The sequence below is a fragment of the Massilia sp. SYSU DXS3249 genome, assembly GCF_053668055.1.
Map to the genome: position 1 here is coordinate 69,985 of NZ_JBSIPX010000011.1, position 17,628 is coordinate 87,612.

General features: G+C 66.5%; 14 protein-coding genes. 10 read left to right on the forward strand and 4 right to left on the reverse strand.

What is annotated here, in order from left to right:
- Positions 1–6 precede the first annotated feature (6 nt).
- From ACWCIA_RS14230 to ACWCIA_RS14245, 4 genes are all read left to right on the forward strand, one after another.
- Positions 7–450: a thioesterase family protein gene (locus tag ACWCIA_RS14230; RefSeq protein WP_454164261.1), complete on the forward strand. Its 444-nt coding sequence runs from the start codon at positions 7–9 to the stop codon at positions 448–450.
- A gap of 184 nt (positions 451–634) precedes the next feature.
- Positions 635–1,213: an RNA polymerase sigma factor gene (locus ACWCIA_RS14235; RefSeq protein ID WP_454164263.1), complete on the forward strand. Its 579-nt coding sequence runs from the start codon at positions 635–637 to the stop codon at positions 1,211–1,213.
- 15 nt (positions 1,214–1,228) lie between these two features.
- Positions 1,229–1,729 carry a hypothetical protein gene (locus ACWCIA_RS14240; RefSeq protein WP_454164264.1) on the forward strand — a complete coding sequence of 167 codons (501 nt, stop codon included), beginning with the start codon at positions 1,229–1,231 and terminating at the stop codon, positions 1,727–1,729.
- A 36-nt stretch (positions 1,730–1,765) separates the two neighbouring features.
- On the forward strand, positions 1,766–2,809 hold the full coding sequence (locus ACWCIA_RS14245; protein WP_454164266.1) for a hypothetical protein: 1,044 nt from the start codon (positions 1,766–1,768) through the stop codon (positions 2,807–2,809).
- Between the two features lie 130 nt (positions 2,810–2,939).
- Here ACWCIA_RS14245 and ACWCIA_RS14250 read toward each other — a convergent pair whose 3' ends face one another.
- A complete protein-coding gene (locus ACWCIA_RS14250; protein WP_454164267.1) occupies positions 2,940–3,434 on the reverse strand; it encodes a DUF3016 domain-containing protein in 495 nt (164 codons plus the stop codon).
- Between the two features lie 166 nt (positions 3,435–3,600).
- Here ACWCIA_RS14250 and ACWCIA_RS14255 point away from each other — a divergent pair, with 166 nt between their 5' ends.
- Positions 3,601–4,338 (forward strand): DNA-formamidopyrimidine glycosylase family protein, encoded by a 738-nt coding sequence (locus ACWCIA_RS14255; protein ID WP_454164268.1) that lies wholly within the window; start codon positions 3,601–3,603, stop codon positions 4,336–4,338.
- A 153-nt stretch (positions 4,339–4,491) separates the two neighbouring features.
- Positions 4,492–5,997, forward strand: a complete 1,506-nt coding sequence (locus ACWCIA_RS14260) for an HD domain-containing phosphohydrolase (protein WP_454164269.1) — start codon at positions 4,492–4,494, stop codon at positions 5,995–5,997.
- 278 nt (positions 5,998–6,275) lie between these two features.
- Here ACWCIA_RS14260 and ACWCIA_RS14265 read toward each other — a convergent pair whose 3' ends face one another.
- Both ACWCIA_RS14265 and ACWCIA_RS14270 read right to left on the reverse strand, forming a co-directional pair.
- Positions 6,276–7,670: a GAF domain-containing sensor histidine kinase gene (locus tag ACWCIA_RS14265; protein ID WP_454164271.1), complete on the reverse strand. Its 1,395-nt coding sequence runs from the start codon at positions 7,668–7,670 to the stop codon at positions 6,276–6,278.
- A 143-nt stretch (positions 7,671–7,813) separates the two neighbouring features.
- On the reverse strand, positions 7,814–8,314 hold the full coding sequence (locus tag ACWCIA_RS14270) for a hypothetical protein (protein WP_454164272.1): 501 nt from the start codon (positions 8,312–8,314) through the stop codon (positions 7,814–7,816).
- A gap of 565 nt (positions 8,315–8,879) precedes the next feature.
- Here ACWCIA_RS14270 and ACWCIA_RS14275 point away from each other — a divergent pair.
- Complete coding sequence (locus tag ACWCIA_RS14275; protein ID WP_454164274.1) at positions 8,880–9,257, forward strand: hypothetical protein; 378 nt, start codon at positions 8,880–8,882, stop codon at positions 9,255–9,257.
- Positions 9,258–9,283: 26 nt separating this feature from the next.
- On the opposite strand, the gene queC is transcribed toward ACWCIA_RS14275, so the two are convergent.
- On the reverse strand, positions 9,284–10,003 hold the full coding sequence (gene queC / locus ACWCIA_RS14280) for a 7-cyano-7-deazaguanine synthase QueC (protein WP_454164276.1): 720 nt from the start codon (positions 10,001–10,003) through the stop codon (positions 9,284–9,286).
- Between the two features lie 153 nt (positions 10,004–10,156).
- Here queC and ACWCIA_RS14285 point away from each other — a divergent pair, with 153 nt between their 5' ends.
- The 3 genes from ACWCIA_RS14285 (at position 10,157) to ACWCIA_RS14295 (ending at position 17,550) form a co-directional block, all read left to right on the forward strand.
- Positions 10,157–12,166 carry an autotransporter assembly complex protein TamA gene (locus ACWCIA_RS14285; protein ID WP_454164278.1) on the forward strand — a complete coding sequence of 670 codons (2,010 nt, stop codon included), beginning with the start codon at positions 10,157–10,159 and terminating at the stop codon, positions 12,164–12,166.
- Positions 12,166–16,617 (forward strand): translocation/assembly module TamB domain-containing protein, encoded by a 4,452-nt coding sequence (locus ACWCIA_RS14290; RefSeq protein WP_454164280.1) that lies wholly within the window; start codon positions 12,166–12,168, stop codon positions 16,615–16,617. The genes ACWCIA_RS14285 and ACWCIA_RS14290 overlap by 1 nt, the downstream gene beginning before the upstream one ends.
- A 420-nt stretch (positions 16,618–17,037) precedes the next feature.
- On the forward strand, positions 17,038–17,550 hold the full coding sequence (locus ACWCIA_RS14295; protein ID WP_454164282.1) for a hypothetical protein: 513 nt from the start codon (positions 17,038–17,040) through the stop codon (positions 17,548–17,550).
- Positions 17,551–17,628 lie beyond the last annotated feature (78 nt).

Below are 17,628 nucleotides of genomic sequence, written 5' to 3' on the forward strand. Positions count from 1 at the left end.
GAAAGAATGGCTCGCTTACATCTCGACTTCCCTGAAGACCAGTTCTATTACTCCACGCCGCTGACGGTGCGCGTGACCGACATCAATGCCGCGAACCACCTCGGCAACGACTCGATGATCTCGATGATCTCCGAGGCGCGTGCCCTGTTCCTGTTCGAATTCGGCGTCGCCGAAACCGAGCGCGACGGCACCGGCATCATCGTCACCGACCTCGCCACCACCTACCGCGCCGAAGCCCACGCACGCGACGAGCTGCTGTTCGAAGTCGGCGTCATGGACTTCAACAAGTACGGCGGCGACATCATCTTCCGCATCACCCGCCCGCGCGACAAGGCCCTGGTCGCCATGGCCAAGTCCGGCTTCGTGTTCTACAACTACAAGTCCAGCCAGGTCGTCGCCATGCCCGAGGACTTCCGCAACAAGTTCGAACGCGTGAACTGGGTCGATTGACCCCGACGTGGAGCCGCGAGAAACCGTAGCGAGCGGAAGGAGTGTTGGCCGAGAAACGCAGCTGTACGTCGGTACAGCGAGTATCGCAGGCCAACAATCCGACGCGCAGTAGGTTTATCGCGGTTCCACAAAAATAGTTGGAACTTTATTGTCATCTCGCCGGAATATGGGTGAGATGACAACCATGACCATCACGCCCACCACCACCGACGACGAGCTGCTGCGCGGCATGCGCGCCGGCGACGCACGCGCCTTCGCCGCCCTCTACCGCCGCCACCAGGGGCCGCTCTACCGCTTCGCCCTGCTGCGTTGCGGTTCGGCCGACACGGCCGCCGATACGGTGCAGGAAGCGTTCATGGGGCTGCTGAGCGGCCGCCTTGCCTTCGACCCGCTGCGCGGCTCGCTGCCGAACTTCCTGTTCGGCGTCGCGCGCAACCTGATCCTCAAACACGAAGCGCCGCGCCTGCGCGAAACCGCCCTGCCCGAGCCCGACGAGGACGGCGAAGCGGAGGAACCCTGCCCTGACGCCTGTCCGCTGGCACGCGTGCTGGCCGACGAGTCCGCCGAAGCTGTGCGCCGCGCGCTGGCGCGCCTGGCGCCGCACTACCGCGATGCCGTCATCCTCTACGAACTGCATGGCTTGACCTATCTCGAGATCGCGACGATCTGCGCGGTCGACATCGGCACCGTGCGCTCGCGCCTGGCGCGCGGCCGCGCCGCACTGGCAAAACTCCTGCATGCCCACGCCCTGGCGGCCAACTGAGTAAAAGTGACTGACATGGATACCAACGACAACCTCGATCTCGACGCCCGGCTCGCCACGCTGCGCACCGGCATGGCCGGGCTGGACACCCCGCGCTGCGTCGAAAAGGAATTGATGCAGGCCTTCGGCGCCGCGTTTGCGCCGCGCAAGCCCTGGCACCGGCGCCTGAACCTGCCGGAATGGGCTGCCGCCGGCGCCGGTTCCGTCCTCACCGCCGCCGTGCTGGCGCTGCTGCTGGTGCCGCCGCAGTTGGCCGACAACATGGGGAGCGACTTGCCGGGAGCGCAGCCGCTGGTGCGCTTCGACGACGGCGCCGCCTTCATCGCGCTCGACGCCTTCGAACGCATCGACCAGGAAACCGAGCCGCGCCTGGTCGAAGCCGAGGTGCCGCGCACGATGCTGGCCGCGCTCGGCCTGCCGGTGACGCCCGAAAACGCCGGGGAGGCCGTGTATGCCGAGATGCTGGTCGGCGCGAGCGGCGAACCGCTGGCCGTGCGCCTGACTTCGATTGACTAGGTTTCGAGTACTTCACACCACCACAACGAGGACAACATGAAAACGACCCCATTGCTGCTCGGCCCTCTGCTCGCCGCCCTGCTCGCCTGTTTCCTGCCGCCGGTCCTGGCCGAAGAGCTGGCCGTGCCGGCCGGCCTGGAAGCGGGCGCGCCGCATCCTGCAGACGGACTGCGCATCATTCACCGCCGCCACGCCCAGCCGGTCAAAAATGCGCCGTATAGCGCCCAGGCCGTGTCCGAGCGCCTGCAGCAACTGCCCGACGGTAACCAGATCGAGCGCCGCACGAGCGCCGCCACCTACCGCGACAGCCAGGGGCGTACCCGCCACGAAGTGCGCAGCGCCAACGGCGAAGTGCGCAGCGTGACGATCCACGATCCGGTGGCGAACGCGGTCTGGATCCTGTCGCCCGGCTCGCGTACCGCGCAAAAACTGTCTTCGCCCGTCGACATCGCCCGCAACGCCGCCGCCGGCGCCCGCGCCCGCATCGAACAGCTGCGCAAGGAAGGCCGCCTGCCGCGGATCGAGCGCGAGGCCGGCGTCGAGCGCCGTATCGAGGAACGCACCGCCGTCCATGTCGAGCGGGAAAGCGACGGCACCCGCGAGACCGTGCGCGTGATCCGTATTCCGCGCGGCCCGGGCCCCGATGCCGCCGGTCCCGGCATGCATCCCGGCCCCCATTTCGGTTCCATGATCGGGCCCCAGCTCGGCACCCTCGTCGCCAACGCGGCAGGGGACATGAAATGGGCCGCCAAGGCGGTCAGCCGCGACCTCGGCACGCGCGACTTCGATGGCGTGCGCGCCGAAGGCAAGCTGCGCAGTTATGAAATCCCGGCCGGCGAAGTCGGCAACCGCAACCCGATCGTCGTCGCCGACGAGACCTGGACCTCGCCGGAACTGCAGGTGACGATGTATTCCAAGCACAGCGATCCGCGCAGCGGCGACTACGTGTACCGGCTCGAGAATGTGAAGCGTGGGGAGCCGGATGCGGCGCTGTTCGCGGTGCCGTCGAATTACAAGGTGCGCGAGACGCCCGGCATGCGGGCGCGTGAGCTGCGGCTGCAGGGGAAGAAGGAAGAGTAACGACAGCCCGGTATAAATTAAAAACGCCGCTTCGATTTGTATCGAGCGGCGTTTTTTGATGTTCCGGATTCTGCCGGCGCTGTAGACGCGTGGAGTCGGGACTCCACCCTACGTTGCGATGGGGGTGGGCTTAACGCCGAGCCGAGCGTTCGCGCGGGACGATGGTCGAATAGAACCAGTCGTCGATCATGCGCTTCTCGTAGCGCAGCGACTCGCTGTCCGTGTAGCGGGTGATGCGGTCCATGAAGCTCATGTCGCGCAACTGGGCTTCGCCGCTGCCCAGCACCCGGCCATCCTGCTCGACCACGTAGCGCAGGTCGATGCGCGGCCAGTCGATGTGCTTGACGATGCGCAGGTCACGCGGCCCGCGGTTCGGATACTCGCGGCCGGCCAGGTCGACGTCCAGCACCTCCACGCGCAGGTTCTGGCCCGGCGGCAACTGCGCACCCAGCTTGGCAAAGTGCTCGGTCAGGTCCTTCAGCACCGCGTCCCGCTCCCAGCTCGCGAACGGCAAGTCCGAGAAACGGTCGGGCTGGACGTAGTTCACGGTCACGTCGGCCGAGGCGGCGCCGGCTGCCAGCGCCAGCAGCGCGCTCGCGGTCAATTTTTGAATCACGTTCTTCATGGCGATTCCTTTCTGTCGGTATCTTTGTCCACGTTCAATATACGTTCAATATACGCGCGTTTACCCCGTGCTGCTGTCTCCGCCGCGTAAATCCTGTATCGGTTTGTTAGTCCTCGCACAGCCGCGTCCTGGCGAACGCGACACAATCGCTGCAAGGAGGTGTCTCGTGCCAGAAGGTCCATCGCTTTTCATCCTGAAGGAAGAAACGGCCCGCTACGTCGGCCAGGAAATCGTCGAGGCCGGCGGCAATACGACCGCGATCGATACCTCCCGCCTGGTCGGCCAGACCATCCTGTCGCTGCGCACTTGGGGCAAGCATTTCCTCATCGAATTGCCCGACATGGCCGTGCGCATCCATTTCCTGCTGTTCGGCACCTATCGCGTCAACGAGCGGCGCGACAAACCGCCGCGCCTCTTCCTACGTATGGCCGACGGCGGCGAAATCAATTTTTATGCGTGCTCGGTGCGCGAAATCGACCGCAACCTCGACGCCCAGTACGACTGGAGCGCCGACGTCATGAACGAGGCCTGGAACCCGGCCCGCGCCCGCAAGAAGCTCCGTGCCCAGCCCGACATGCTGGCCTGCGACGCCCTGCTCAACCAGGACATTTTCTCGGGAGTCGGCAACATCATCAAGAACGAGGTGCTGTTCCGGATCCGCGTCCATCCTTCCTCGACGGTCGGGGCGCTGCCGGCCCGCAAACTGTGCGCCCTCGTTGCCGAGGCACGCCAGTACAGTTTCGATTTCCTGGAGTGGAAAAAACAGTATGTATTAAAGCAACATTGGCTCGCCCATGCCAAGACGACCTGCCCGCGCTGTAACATTCCCTTCAAAAAAGCCCACCTCGGGCGCACCAACCGGCGCAGCTTCTTCTGCGAACGCTGCCAAAAACGCTACGACTGACTCAATTAGCCAACACTTCGTTGACAGTTGCAAAAGGTCTAGGTCTATTGCCCTTTGTTAATTTCTTGAAGCCGTACTACAATGAATTTTCCTACAGGCATCGTAGGAAAATTCTTATTTTGCTCGTCGACTTCTTACGGTAACGGAAACGCCATGTCCTTCCTGTCCCCAGCCGCGCCCAAGCTCGCCCCCTGGAAAGTCCTCCTTGTCGACGACGAGCCGGACATCCACAACATCACCAAGCTGACGCTGAACCGCTTCCGCCTTGAAGGCCGTGCACTGTCCTTCCTGCACGCCTACAGCGGCGCCGAGGCCAAGGACATCCTGGCGCGCGAGACCGACATCGCGCTGGTTTTCCTCGACGTGGTGATGGAACGCGAAGACAGCGGCCTGGAAGTGGCGCGCTGGATGCGTCAGGATCTGGGCAACAGCCTGTCCCGCATCGTGCTGCGCACCGGCCAGCCGGGCCAGGCGCCGGAAGAGCGCGTGATCGTCGACTACGACATCAACGATTACAAGGAAAAGACGGAACTCGACCGGACAAAACTGTTCACCACGACGTTTGCCGCGCTGCGCGCCTACCGCGACATCATGAAGGTCGAGGAAGCGCGCCGGGTGCAGCAGAACTACCGCGAGGGTCTTGAGCGCGTGCTGGCGGCCTCGTCCCACCTGTTCAAGCAGCGCAACCTGAAGGATTTCGCCAGCGGCCTGCTGCAACAGGTCGTCGCCCTGCTGCGCCTCGAGCAAAGCATGCTGCTGCGCCTGAAGGGCGCGAGCATGATCACCGGAGAGAGCCAGTACGAAGTGCTGGCCAGGATCGGCGACTTCGGCAGCCACGGCATCGACGCGGGCCTGCTCGCGCAACTGGACGAGGCGCGCCACAACCGGATCTCGAAGCTCCACGGCGACACCTATGTCGGCTACTTCCCGAACAGCAGCGGCAAGGCTTCGCTGCTAGTGCTGCAGGGCGTCGAGGAAATCTCCGACGTCGACGCACAGCTGCTGGAAGTATTCTGCTCGGGCGTTGCGATCGCCTTCGACAACATCCTGCTGAACCAGGAAATTACCGATACCCAGGCCGAACTCATCTTCCGCCTGGGCGACGTGGTCGAGTCGCGCTCGAACGAAGCCGGCAACCACGTGCGCCGCATGGCGCAGGTCTGCCACCTGCTGGCCGAAGCCTCGGGTATGCCGGAAGACGAGACGGCCACCCTGGTGCACGCCGCGCCGATGCACGACATCGGCAAGATCGCCACTCCCGACGCCGTCCTCCTGAAACCCGGCCGCCTGACGCCCGAGGAATGGGAAGTCATGAAGCAGCACCCGACGGTGGGCCTGCAAATCCTGGAAGGGTCGAATCGCCCGATCCTGAAGGCCGCCGCCGTGATCGCGCACCAGCACCACGAAAAGTACGACGGCACCGGCTATCCGCAGGGTTTGAAGGGCGAAGCGATCCACCCGTACGCGCGCATCGTCGCCGTGGCCGACGTCTTCGACGCCCTCAGCCACGAACGCTGCTACAAGAAAGCCTGGCCGGTCGAGCAGGTCACCGACTACCTGCGCGAAATCGCCGGCCACCACCTCGACCCGCACTACGTCAACCTGCTCATCAAGAACATGGACAAGGCGCTGGAGATCAACCGGCAGTGGCCGGATTGAGCATCACCGCGTAGGGGTCATTGAGGTCAGTGGCTTCAATGACGGGTTCACCGGGCGGCTCCACCGGATGGCTTCGTCATTCCTCTGCGCCGTAGGGTGGACGGCTCTACCCTTTAACGTGCGTCGCCGCGACGTGTGCGCCGTCCACGCGTTCAACTCCCGTCAGCATTGACGCGAGGTTTCCAGAGCTTGGTTGAACGCGTGGACGGCATTGAAGCAGCGGGTACATCACAGCCTCGGGTGGAGCCGTCCACCCTGCGTCCCACTCATTCCAGCATTCACGCCACCAGCGCCTCGCCGCGCCGGCTGCGCGGGAACGTCAATTCATACCGCAAGCCCTGCCCCGGCGCACTCGTGGCCTTCACGGTGCCGCCCAGCGCTCCCGTCACCAGGTTGAACAGGATATGCGCGCCCAGTCCGCTGCCGCCGTTGCCGCGCTTGGTCGTGAAGAAGGGGTCGAACAGTTTTTCCAGCGTGTCCTGGTCCATGCCGGCGCCGTCGTCGGCGTAGGACAGCGACACCTGCTCGTCGGCGACCGAGGCACGGAGCGTGATCTTGCCTGCCTGCTCGTGCTCGAAGCCGTGCACCAGCGAATTCATCACCATGTTGGTGACGATCTGCGACAGCGCGCCCGGGTAGCTTTCCATCTGCACGTCCGCCGCACAATCGACCTCGACTTTTACAGGACGCCCCTTCAGCTTTGGCTGCAGCGACAGCAGCACTTCGTTCAGGTAATTGCACAGGTTGAAGCGGCGGATGTCGCCCGAGGACTGGTCCACCGCTACCTGCTTGAAGCTGCGCACCAGGGCCGCCGCGCGCTGGGTGTTGGTGGTCATGATGCGCAGCGACTGGTCGACGATGTCGAGGAAAGTGTCCAGGCTGTCCTGGGTCATCTCGCCGGCCGCCAGCTCGGCGCGGGTCAGGCGCAGCTCTTCGACCAGGTGGCTGGTGGCGGTGACGCAGATGCCCAGCGGGGTGTTGATCTCGTGCGCCACGCCGGCCACCAGGCGGCCGAGCGAGGCCAGCTTTTCCTGGCGCACCAGTTCGCCTTGGGCCTGCTGCAACTGGGTCAGCGCGCTGTTCAGGGCAGCGTTCTTTTCCTCCAGCCGCACCGTGCGCTCCTGCACGGCGCGCTCGAGCCGGTCCATGCTCTGCAGGCTTTGCAGGGCCACCGAGACGTGGTTCGCGATCACCGCGAACAGGGCCTGGTCCTCAGTGCTGTAGGTGTGCTCGGGGCTGTAGCTCTGGATGACGATGGCGCCCAGCGGCAGGTGCTGCTGGTCGAGCAGCGGGCAGCCGATCCAGTGCTCGGCCGCGCTGCCGGCGCCGAAATTTGACCCCTGCGCTTCGCGCTCCCGGAAATCGGCCGCGGTCACGACCAGCGACTGGCCGTTGAGGATGACCCAGGCCGTCGGCGACTGGTCGGGAGAGGCAAGCTGCACAGGAACGTTCAGCGGCGGCCCCTCGTCCGATTCGTCGACGAAGTACATGAAGCGCACCGTGCCTTCATCGCGGTCCGACAGCGCCACATAGAAATTCGCCGCATACATGATGCGGCCGAGCGCGCGGTGCACGGCGCGGATGAATTCGGTGATGTCGCTGCAGCTGGTCGACGTCTGCCCGATTTCGAGCAGCAGCGACTGGACCGCTTCCAGCCGGTCGAGACGTTCCATGGCTTCCCCTGATAATTAAATGCCGAGGGGAAATATTAACAGGCGGCATGCTGGAAAGCACGCGCCTTCGAGGGAAGTGTGGCGCGGCTGCCCTGTCCCGTCACCTGGCGGGATGGGGCATGCCGGTTGCTGCTATTGCCCGCTCAGCGCGGCGCCTTGAAGCCGTTCTCGATCCAGCCGTAGGCCGAGGCCGGGGTCAGTTTGAACGTCGGCGCCACGCGCACCTGCGCGACCTGCTCGCCCATCTGGTCGATGGCGGTCAGCAGCGCATACGGGTCGTCGTCGTCGGGCACGATGTCGAGCGTCACCTTCAGTTCGCCCTCTTCGGTCGACACCACGGTGCTCTTGTGCAGCATCGCGTGCAGGTGCTGCTCGTGGCGGCGGATCACTTCCGAGGCCGTCTTGATCAGCGTATTGAAGGCGTTCACGTCGAGCGGCTTCGGGTTCTTCTTGTCGCGCCCCATGGTCCACGGGCCGACCAGCGCCGGTTCCGGCTGGCCATCCTTGTACATGGCGACCGCCCAGCCTTCGTCGTCCTCGTTCTTGATCACGCGTGCGGTCCAGCCGTTGCCCTTCCACAGGCGTGCTTCCTGAATCGGCGCGTCCTCGCCACCCGGTTCCAGGTCAGATACTTCTTCGTTCATCGCTTGCTTCTCTATCTGCCGGGCTATCGCCCAAAGACAAGATCATAGTGAAGTGTCGCCGTCAGCGCGATAGCAAACGAATAACTAAATGGTATCGGAATGTATCGAGGCTGGGCCAGGTACGGGCGCGGCACGCTCACATGCGCATGCTGGGCAGGCCCGGCGGGCGCACCGGTGGCGGCGGGGGCGTGCGCAGCGGGTCGATGTTCGGCTGCCGTGGCGCTTCGCGATTGAACGGATTGATGATAATCGGCGGAATGGTTGGCGGAGCCGATGGCGGACCCTTCGGGCCACCGCCAGCCCGGGTCGGCCATCTCCCGGCCCGGTGCATATTCATCGTTGAGCTGACGAGATGCATGGGAACCCTCCCTATAACAGAGCAGGCTGTCAGTATAGGCGGCGACCTGCACATTACAAGGTCGAAAACACATCCTCATCCGCCCGCATTCGTCCGCTCCGGCTGCGCTCCGGCCCGCCAAAGCTGCCGCCCGTCGCATGCGGCTGGCCCGGGGGACCGGCTCCGGTCTACAGTCTGGCCATCCCATCCCACATTAGAGGACTCGCCATGAAAAAGATTGCGCCCTACCTTATCCTGCTCTTCTGCGCCCTGCTGCTGTGGGACCTGCTGTTCACCTTCGGCGACGCCAGCTTCCACATCGACGGCGAGGAGTTCGACGGTCCCTTCGGCGCCATGCTGGGCATCCTGCTGGGCGGTGGCGGCATGCTGATCGGCCTGCTGGTGACGATCGTGGTCGGGGCGGTTCTCGCGGTGGTGTTCGCGGGCGTCGGCATCGTCGTGATCGGCGCGCTGGCCTGTGCCGGGATTGCGGTGGCGGCCGCCGTCGTTCCCTTCCTGCTGCCCCTGCTGCTGCCGCTGGCGCTGGTCTGGTACCTGGTCAGCCGCTCGCGCAGGAACCGCATGGTGCGCCAACCGGCCGTGTAAAGAACCCGGTCAGCCGCGTGCCCAGGTCAGGCGACCGGGGCTGATTTTTCCTCCGCGTACTGCGCATATCCCCGCGCGCGCAGTGCGCAGGCCGGGCAGGTGCCGCAGCCATAGCCCCAGTCGTGGCGCGCGCCGCGCTCGCCCAGGTAGCAGGTGTGGGTTTCGAAGCGGACCAGGTCGACCAGGGCCTCACCGCCGGCCTGTTCGGCCAGTTCCCAGGTCTGCTTCTTGTCGATCCACATCAGCGGCGTTTCCACCTTCAGGCGGGTTGCCATGCCCAGGTTGAGCGCGACCTGCAAGGCCTTCATCGTGTCGTCGCGGCAGTCGGGATAGCCCGAGAAATCGGTCTCGCACATGCCGCCCACCAGCACCGTCAGGCCGCGCCGGTAGGCCACCGTTGCCGCCACCGTCATGAACAGCAGGTTACGCCCCGGCACAAACGTGTTCGGCAGCCCGTTGGCCTGCATCTCGATGGCGACATTGCTGGTCAGCGCCGTGTCGGAAATGCGCGCGATCAGCGACAGGTCGATCATGTGGTCTTCGCCCAGGCGCGCATCCCACTGCGGCGACAGCGCGCGCATCTTGTCGAGCACCGTCGGGCGCACTTCCAGCTCGATCGCATGGCGCTGGCCGTAGTCGAAACCGATGGTTTCCACACGCGCGTAGCGCTCCAGTGCCCAGGCCAGGCAAGTGGTCGAATCTTGTCCGCCACTGAAGAGGACGAGGGCGGTATCGGGAGCGTGCATGTGTCGTTTTCTTGAAAGTTAATCGTTCGCCATCGTTTTTGCAATTCCGCTAAGATGCGCTCAGCATTTACACTGAGACGGAGAGACATGGTTCTCGCAACATCCCACCGGACCGCAGGGGCGGCAAGGCAATCACGGATTTTGGCACAAATCATGCTGTCCGTGTATGCGGTGCTGGGCGCGCAAGCCGCCTCGGCCCAGCAGGCAAGCGATCCGGCGCCGGGCGGACAAGCGCCGGCCGAACAGCCGCCGGCGACGCAAACGCCCGCCGAAACGGCACCGGCGGCGCCCCTGCCGATCGCGCCCGCGGCACGGGCTCAGGCCGTCAACTACAACGTGCGCATCGACGCGCCGAGAAACCTCGACGACCTGCTCGAAGACAATCTCGAACTGCTGCGCTGGCGCGGCAATCCGCGGGTCGACCTCGACCAGTTGCAGCGCATGGTCAAGGCGACGCCGGACGAAGCGAAAACCCTGATCGCCACCGAAGGCTATTACTCGCCGACCGTCACCGCCACCCTCGATACGGGCGCAAGCACGCCGGTGGCAAGGATTGCCGTCGATCCGGGCCAGCCGACCCTGGTGAGCGACATCGACCTGGTGCTGCAGGGCTTCGTGATCTTCGAAGGCGGCGGCGCCCCCTACGACGCGGGCGCGCTGCGCAACCGCTGGTCGCTGCCGGTGGGCGCGCGCTTTCGCATGGCCGACTGGGAAGGCGCCAAGCGCGACCTGCTGCGCGAAGTGACGCGCTCGCGCTTTCCCCGCGCGCAGCTGGTCGAAACCAGCGCCACCGTCGATCCGGACGCCTACAAGGCATCCTTGCGCGTCGTCATCGACAGCGGCCCCGAAATGCGCTTCGGCGAACTGCGCATCCGCGGCCTGAAGCGCTATCCGGAAACCGTCATCACCAACCTCAACAAGATCAAGCCGGGCGACATGTACAGCGAAGTGGCCCTGCAGTCCCTGCAGTCGCGCCTGCAGGAAACCGGTTATTTCTCGACCGTCGAGGTCAGCGTCGACATGCGCGCCGTGCTCAACGCCGAGATCAAGGACCTGAAAGAAGACGGCGACCTCGACGGCGCCTCGCCCGAGGCCGCCGCGGCGCAGGCGCAGGCGCAAGCACAGGCACAGGCACAGGCCGCGCAGGATGCGCCCGCCGTGCCCGGCCAGGCCGCAACCGGGGTCAAGCCCCCGGCAACGGGCCCGACCATGCTGCCGGTGGTGGTGCGCGTGACCGAAAACAAGCAGAAGAACATCGAAGTCGGCCTCGGTATCTCGAGCAACACCGGCGCCCGCGCCCAGGTCAGCTACGACGACCTGAACGTGTTCGGCAAGCGCATGAAGAGCGACCTGATCTACGAACAGAAGCGCCAGACGGCGCGCGTCGACTTCTATTGGCCGACCACGGCCGACGGCTACAACGACAGCGTCGGCGGCGGCATCGAACGCACCGACGTGCGCGGCGAACTGCTGACCGTTGCCACCGTCGCCGGGCGCCGCGCCTGGGGCACGCCCGAACTCGAACGCAGCATCACCCTCGAGGCGCTGCTCGAACAGCGCGAGGTGGCGGGCCTGGAAACGACGCGCAGCAAGAGCATTCCTCTCACCTACGCCGTCACCCGCCGCAAGCTCGACAACCTGCTGTCGCCGACCACCGGCTACGCCCTCAACTGGCAGCTCAGCGTGGCGCCGCTGCCGCTGTTCACCGACGAAAAATTCGTGCGCGGCTACACGCGCGGCGTCTACTACAAGCCGGTGGGCGATTCCGGCACCCTGATCCTGCGCGGCGAAGCCGGTGCGGTGGCCTCGAAAGAAAAACTGGGCGTGCCGAGCACCCTGCTGTTCCGCGCCGGCGGCGACCAGTCGGTGCGCGGCTACGGCTACCAGGAACTCGGCGTGCGCGAAGGCGACGCCATCGTCGGCGGCCGCTACCTGCTCACCGCGGGCGCCGAATACCAGTACTGGTTCCGTCCACCATGGGGCGTGGCCTTCTTCGTCGATGCGGGTAACGCCGCCGACAAGTTCAAGGACCTCAAGCCCGAAGTCGGGGTCGGCATCGGTGCGCGCTGGCGCAGCCCGGTCGGCCCGATCAATGTCGATCTCGCCTATGGCGAGGCGGTGAAAAAAGCCCGCCTGCACTTCTCACTCGGATTCACGTTCTGATGGACGACCACACCCCTACCCCACCTGCCTCGCCTTCCGAACCGAAGGCGGCGGCAAAACAGCGGCGCTGGCCGCGCCGCGTCGCCATCGGCCTGGTCGCAACCGGCGTCGTCGTCGGCGGCGCCGTCTGGTACCTCGGGCGCGAGACGACGCTGCAGATGATCGCCGAGCGCGTCGCCCGTTCCACCGGCGGCAAGCTCACATTGAGCGGCGTGCGCGGCTCACTCTACGGAGCGATGCACATCGACCGCATCGTCTGGCGTACCGACGAGCAGCTGGCGATCGCCACCAACATCGACCTGCAATGGTCGCCGCGCCAGCTGCTCTCGCGCGGTATCGAGATCAACAAGCTGCATGCGGCCGACCTGCGCATGGAGACCCTGAAGGAAACCGACGAACCCGCGAAGATGCCGGCCTCGCTCGCCGCCCCCTTCAACATCACGCTCGACGACGCGCGCCTGGCGAAGGCCACTTTCGTGAGCAAGGGCGCCAGCACCGAAATCACCAACATCCGCGCGCGCCTGTCCGGCGACAAGGTGCGGTGGCAGCTGCGCGACGCCCAGGCCAGCACGCCCTGGGGCCAGCTCGCGGCCAACGGCAGCATCGGGGCCTCCCGTCCCTTCAAGCTCGATGCCGATGCCAGCCTGTCGCAGGCGCAGGTGCCGGCAGGCTCCAAACAAATCCCGGCCCAGCTGAAGGTGCGCGCCGGCGGCGACCTGAACCTCACCACCGTCGACATCACCGGCCAGGCCGGGCGCGCCGGCGGCGAAGCGCGCATGGGCATTTCGCCGTTTGCCGAGATCCCGCTGCGCACGATGACCCTGAACGCGCGCAACATCGACCCCGGCTTCTTCAACCCGGCGCTGCCGACCGCCGACCTGACGCTGTCGATCGCCGCCAAACTCGACGACAAGCGCGCCATTTCGGGCAGCGTCAACCTGGTCAACGACGGCCCGGCCGGCACCATCGACCAGCAGCGGCTGCCCCTGCGCGCCTTCCGCGGCCAGCTGGGCGGCGACCTCACCAGCATGCGCCTCCAGGACGTGCTGATCGACTTCGGCACGGCCGGCCGCTTCACCGGCAGCGGCAGCGTCCAGCGCGGCGAAGACGAAGAGGGCCTGGGCACGGCCAAGTTCGCGCTGCACACCGACCGCTTCGACCTGCGCGGCATCCACGGCAGCATGAAGCCGACCAGGATCGCCGGCGACATCGCGGTGGCAAACGTTGGCCAGGTGCAGACGCTCGACATCAACCTGTCCGAACGCGGCCTGCGCCTGGCCGCGCGCGCCAAACTCGAGAACAACGTGGTCGAGGTGCCGGAAGCACGCCTGAGCGCCGGCAAGGGCACCATCGCGCTGAGCGGCCGCGCCAACCTGCTCGAGGACAAAGCGTTCAAGGTCACGGCAAACGCCAGCCGCTTCAACCCGGCGGACCTCGGCGACTACCCGCAGGCCGACCTCAACGCCGTCATCAATGCCTCCGGCGTCATGGCGCCGGCCTGGAAAGTCACGTCCGATTTCGCGCTGCGCCCAAGCCGCCTGTTCGACCAGCCCCTGTCGGGCCGCGGCAAGCTCACCGCCGACGCCAGGCACGTGAGCGGCGTGGATGCGACCGTCTCCCTCGGCCAGAACACGGTCAACCTGAACGGCAGCTTCGGCGCGCCGGGCGAACGCATGAACTGGCGCGTCGATGGCCGCCAGCTGGCCGCCCTACGCAGCGACCTGTACGGCGCGGTAGTCGCGAGCGGCGTCGTCACCGGCACCATGGCCAACCCGCGCACGACCTTTGTCGCCGACGCGAACGGCCTCGGTTGGGTCGCGGCCCAGCGCAAGGCCAACACCAGCAATTTGCACGTCAGCGGCGAGGCCTGGCTGGCCGGCAAGGAAGGCGTGCGTTTCGTCGAGGGCAAGGCCAGCGGCAATATGGCGCGCTTCAATCCGGCCGCCTTTGGCAGCCCGCTCCCGGGCAGCATCAACGGCAATTTTGACGCCAGCGGCCGTTCCGGCGCCGACTGGCGCGGCGCGCTGAACCTGAAACTGGAAGAATCGACCCTGTCGAAGTCGCCGCTCTGGGGCCATGCGCGCCTCGCGGCGGATGCGCGCCACGTGTCGGGCGCCGACGTCGACCTGCATGTCGGCGCCAACGTCCTCGCGGCCAAGGGCAGCTTCGGCGCCGCCGGGGACCGCCTCGACTGGCGCCTCGATGCGCCCCAGCTGGCCGCCCTCGGTCCCGATTTCGGCGGCGTCCTGCGCGGCGCCGGCAGCGTGAGCGGCACCATGGACACGCCTTCGCTGACCGCCAGCCTGGAAGGCCAGAACCTGCGCCTGCTCGGCACCCACAACCTCAAGTCGCTGCGCGCGAGCGCCAACCTCGGCTCCGGCCGCGGCGGCGCCGACCCGCTGGTGAGCGACATCCAGATCACGGAATACGTGAGCGGCGAAACGCGCATCGCCGCCGCCAGCCTGCAGACCAACGGCACCCGCGCCGCGCACACCCTGCGCGCCGCCGCCCGCGGCGAAGACTTCGACGCCCTCACCGAGGTGCGCGGCGGCTGGAGCGGCAACGCCTGGGCCGGCACCCTGGCCGCGCTGCAGAACAAGGGCCGCTTCGCGATGACGCTGGCACAACCGGTCCCGCTGCGCATCGGCGTGGCGCCCGGCGCCGGCGTCGCGGGCCTCGCCAAGCCGCAGTCGCTCGCCTTCAACGGCGCCGTGATCCGCCTGCCGGCCGGCACCGTGCGGGTCGACACGCTGACCAAGGCCGGCTCGCGCTGGAACAGCAGCGGCGCCGCGGCCGGCGTGCCGCTCAACTACCTGGCCCAGTTCTCGCCGGCCCTGCGCGAAAACATCACCGGCAACCTGACCCTCGGCGCCAACTGGGCGCTCGACTTGCGTACGGCCACCGCCACCGGCGGCGCCCCTGCCCTGGCGGGCAACGTGCGCGTGTTCCGCGAGGGCGGCGACGTCATCATCGACGGCGCCGTGCCGGTGGCACTCGGCCTGCGCACCTTCGAGATGCGCGCCGACGTGCAAGGCAGCTCGCTGCGCACCCAACTGACGCTCGACGGCGCGCGCACCGGCAACGCCCGCGTCGACGGCACCGTGCAGATGATCGGCGGGCGCATCGACCGCGACAGCCCGCTGCGCATGACGGCCAATGCCGACATGCCGTCTATTGCCTGGATCGCCCCGTTCGCCGGCCAGCGCGACCTGGAACTCGACGGCGCCGTGAAGCTGGCCCTCACCGCCGGCGGCACCATCGGCACGCCTTCGCTCAACGGCAATATCAATGGCGACGCCATGGCGGTGCGCTGGCCCGAACAGGGCGTGCGCCTGCGTAACGGCCAGCTGCGCGCGCAGCTGGCGGGCGACCGCCTGGTGCTGCAGCGTCTCTACCTGGAAGGCGTGACCGGCAACGCCACCGCCGACGGCTCGATCCGCTTCGGCGCCGGCGACCCGGCCATGCAGCTGAACGTGGTGGCGAACAAGCTCGAAGCCCTGTCGCGCCCGGACCGCACGGTGATCGTCTCCGGCAACGCCGCGCTGGTGCGCGACGCCACCCGCTTCACGCTCGACGGCCGCTTCCGCGCCGACCGCGCACTGATCGAATTTGCGCCGGCGGGCCGCCCGACCATCTCGGACGACGTCATCGTGCTCGGCCGCGGCAAGCCGGTGCCGCCGCCGAAGAAGGAAGCCGAAGTTCCGCTGTCGGTCAACCTGGTCGCGGACCTGGGCGACAACTTCCACCTGCGGGCCATGGGCCTGGACGCCATGCTCGAAGGCAGCGCGCGCGTGCGCATGGTCGGCAACAATCCGCCGCGCGTGAACGGCACCATCCGCGTGGCCAGCGGCCGTTACGCCGCCTACGGCCAGAAGCTGAGCATCGAGCGCGGCGTGATCACCTTCAACGGCGCGATGGACAACCCCGCGCTGGACGTGCTGGCGGTGCGCAAGCGTCCGGAAGGCGAGCAGCTCAGCGAGACCAACGTCGAAGCCGGCGTGCAGGTGCGCGGCACGGCGCGCTCGCCGCAGGCGCGGCTGGTGTCGACGCCGAACGTGCCCGACAGCGAGAAGCTGTCCTGGCTGGTGCTCGGGCACGGCATGGAAGGCACGAGCGGCAACGAGAAGGATGTCCTGAGCGCGGCCGCCGCTGCCCTGTTGGGCGGCAAAGGCGGCACCGGCGGCTTCCAGAGCAAGATGGCGAATGCGCTCGGCGTGGACGAGTTCGGCATTGCCCAGGGACGCAACGGCGACGCCGAGGGCCTGGCGAACACGGTGGTCACAGTCGGCAAGCGCATTTCCTCGCGTGCCTACATCAGCTTCGAGCAGGGCGCGACGACCGCGTCGAGCCTGGTGCGCCTGCGCTATAAACTGACGCCGCGGTTTACGCTGCAGTTCCAGACGGGGACGAATACGGCCTTGGATGTGCTGTACGCCTGGGCGTTCGACTAGGAGTATCGATAAACCTACTGCGCGTCGGAGTTTTGGCCTGCGATGCTCGCTGTACTACCGTACAGCTGCGCTTCTCGACCAAAACTCCTTCCGCTCGCTACGGTTTCTCGATACCCCTAGTGCAGACTAGGTTTGGGATCCGGAACCGGATCCTCGTTCTGCGGAGTGTGCACCGGCGTGTGGTGCGGGTGAGGGGCATCGAAGGGCTCCGGCATCGGCTCCTCGGCCGGTACGACAGGGTCCGGCGCGCGGTGCAAGCGCAGCGGCACGGGAATGGCTGGGATCATGTTCTGGCTCTCCTGATTCGAATGAGTTAACACCTTATCATGACCGCCCCGGCCTCGACGCCCGCATGCCGGCCGTCGATTACAATGCCGGCTCCGGCTTGCCGCTTCGGCTCAACCACGTACCAGAACCGCAATGAACATCACCACCGTCGCCCTTCTCCTCCTGACCCCGATCCTCGTCTGGCGCATCTATTCGCGCCTGAAAACGCAGATGGCGCGCCAGCGCTCGATCACCTCGCGCCACTACACGGGCGTGCTGGTCTTCGGCACGATGATCCTGGTCTCGCTGTCGGAAGTCCTGGCCCGTCCCTACGAACTGGGCGCGCTGGCGGTGGGCACCGCGCTGGGCGTGTCCTGGGGCGTTTTCGCCCTGCGCCGCACCGTGTACGAAGACCACGAGACCGGCTACTACTTCACCCCGCCGATGCGCCTCGGCATCCTGATCGCGATGATCCTCATCGCCCGCATCCTCTACATCGGCATCGAGATCTACGCCAACCAGGGCAGCGGCCTGCGCGCGCCCCGCTTCACCGACAGCCCCCTGACCATGCTGTGCGTGGGGCTGACGGCCGGCTACTTCCTCACCTATTCGGTCGGACTGCTGCTGTGGCGCCGCAAGCTGCGCCAGGCGATCGGGAAGGCGTAAGCTGTGGATTCGTAGGGTGGACGGGTCTCCCGTCCACGCGTTCAACCAGCGCACGCTCAACCGCGCAGGCTTTTCATA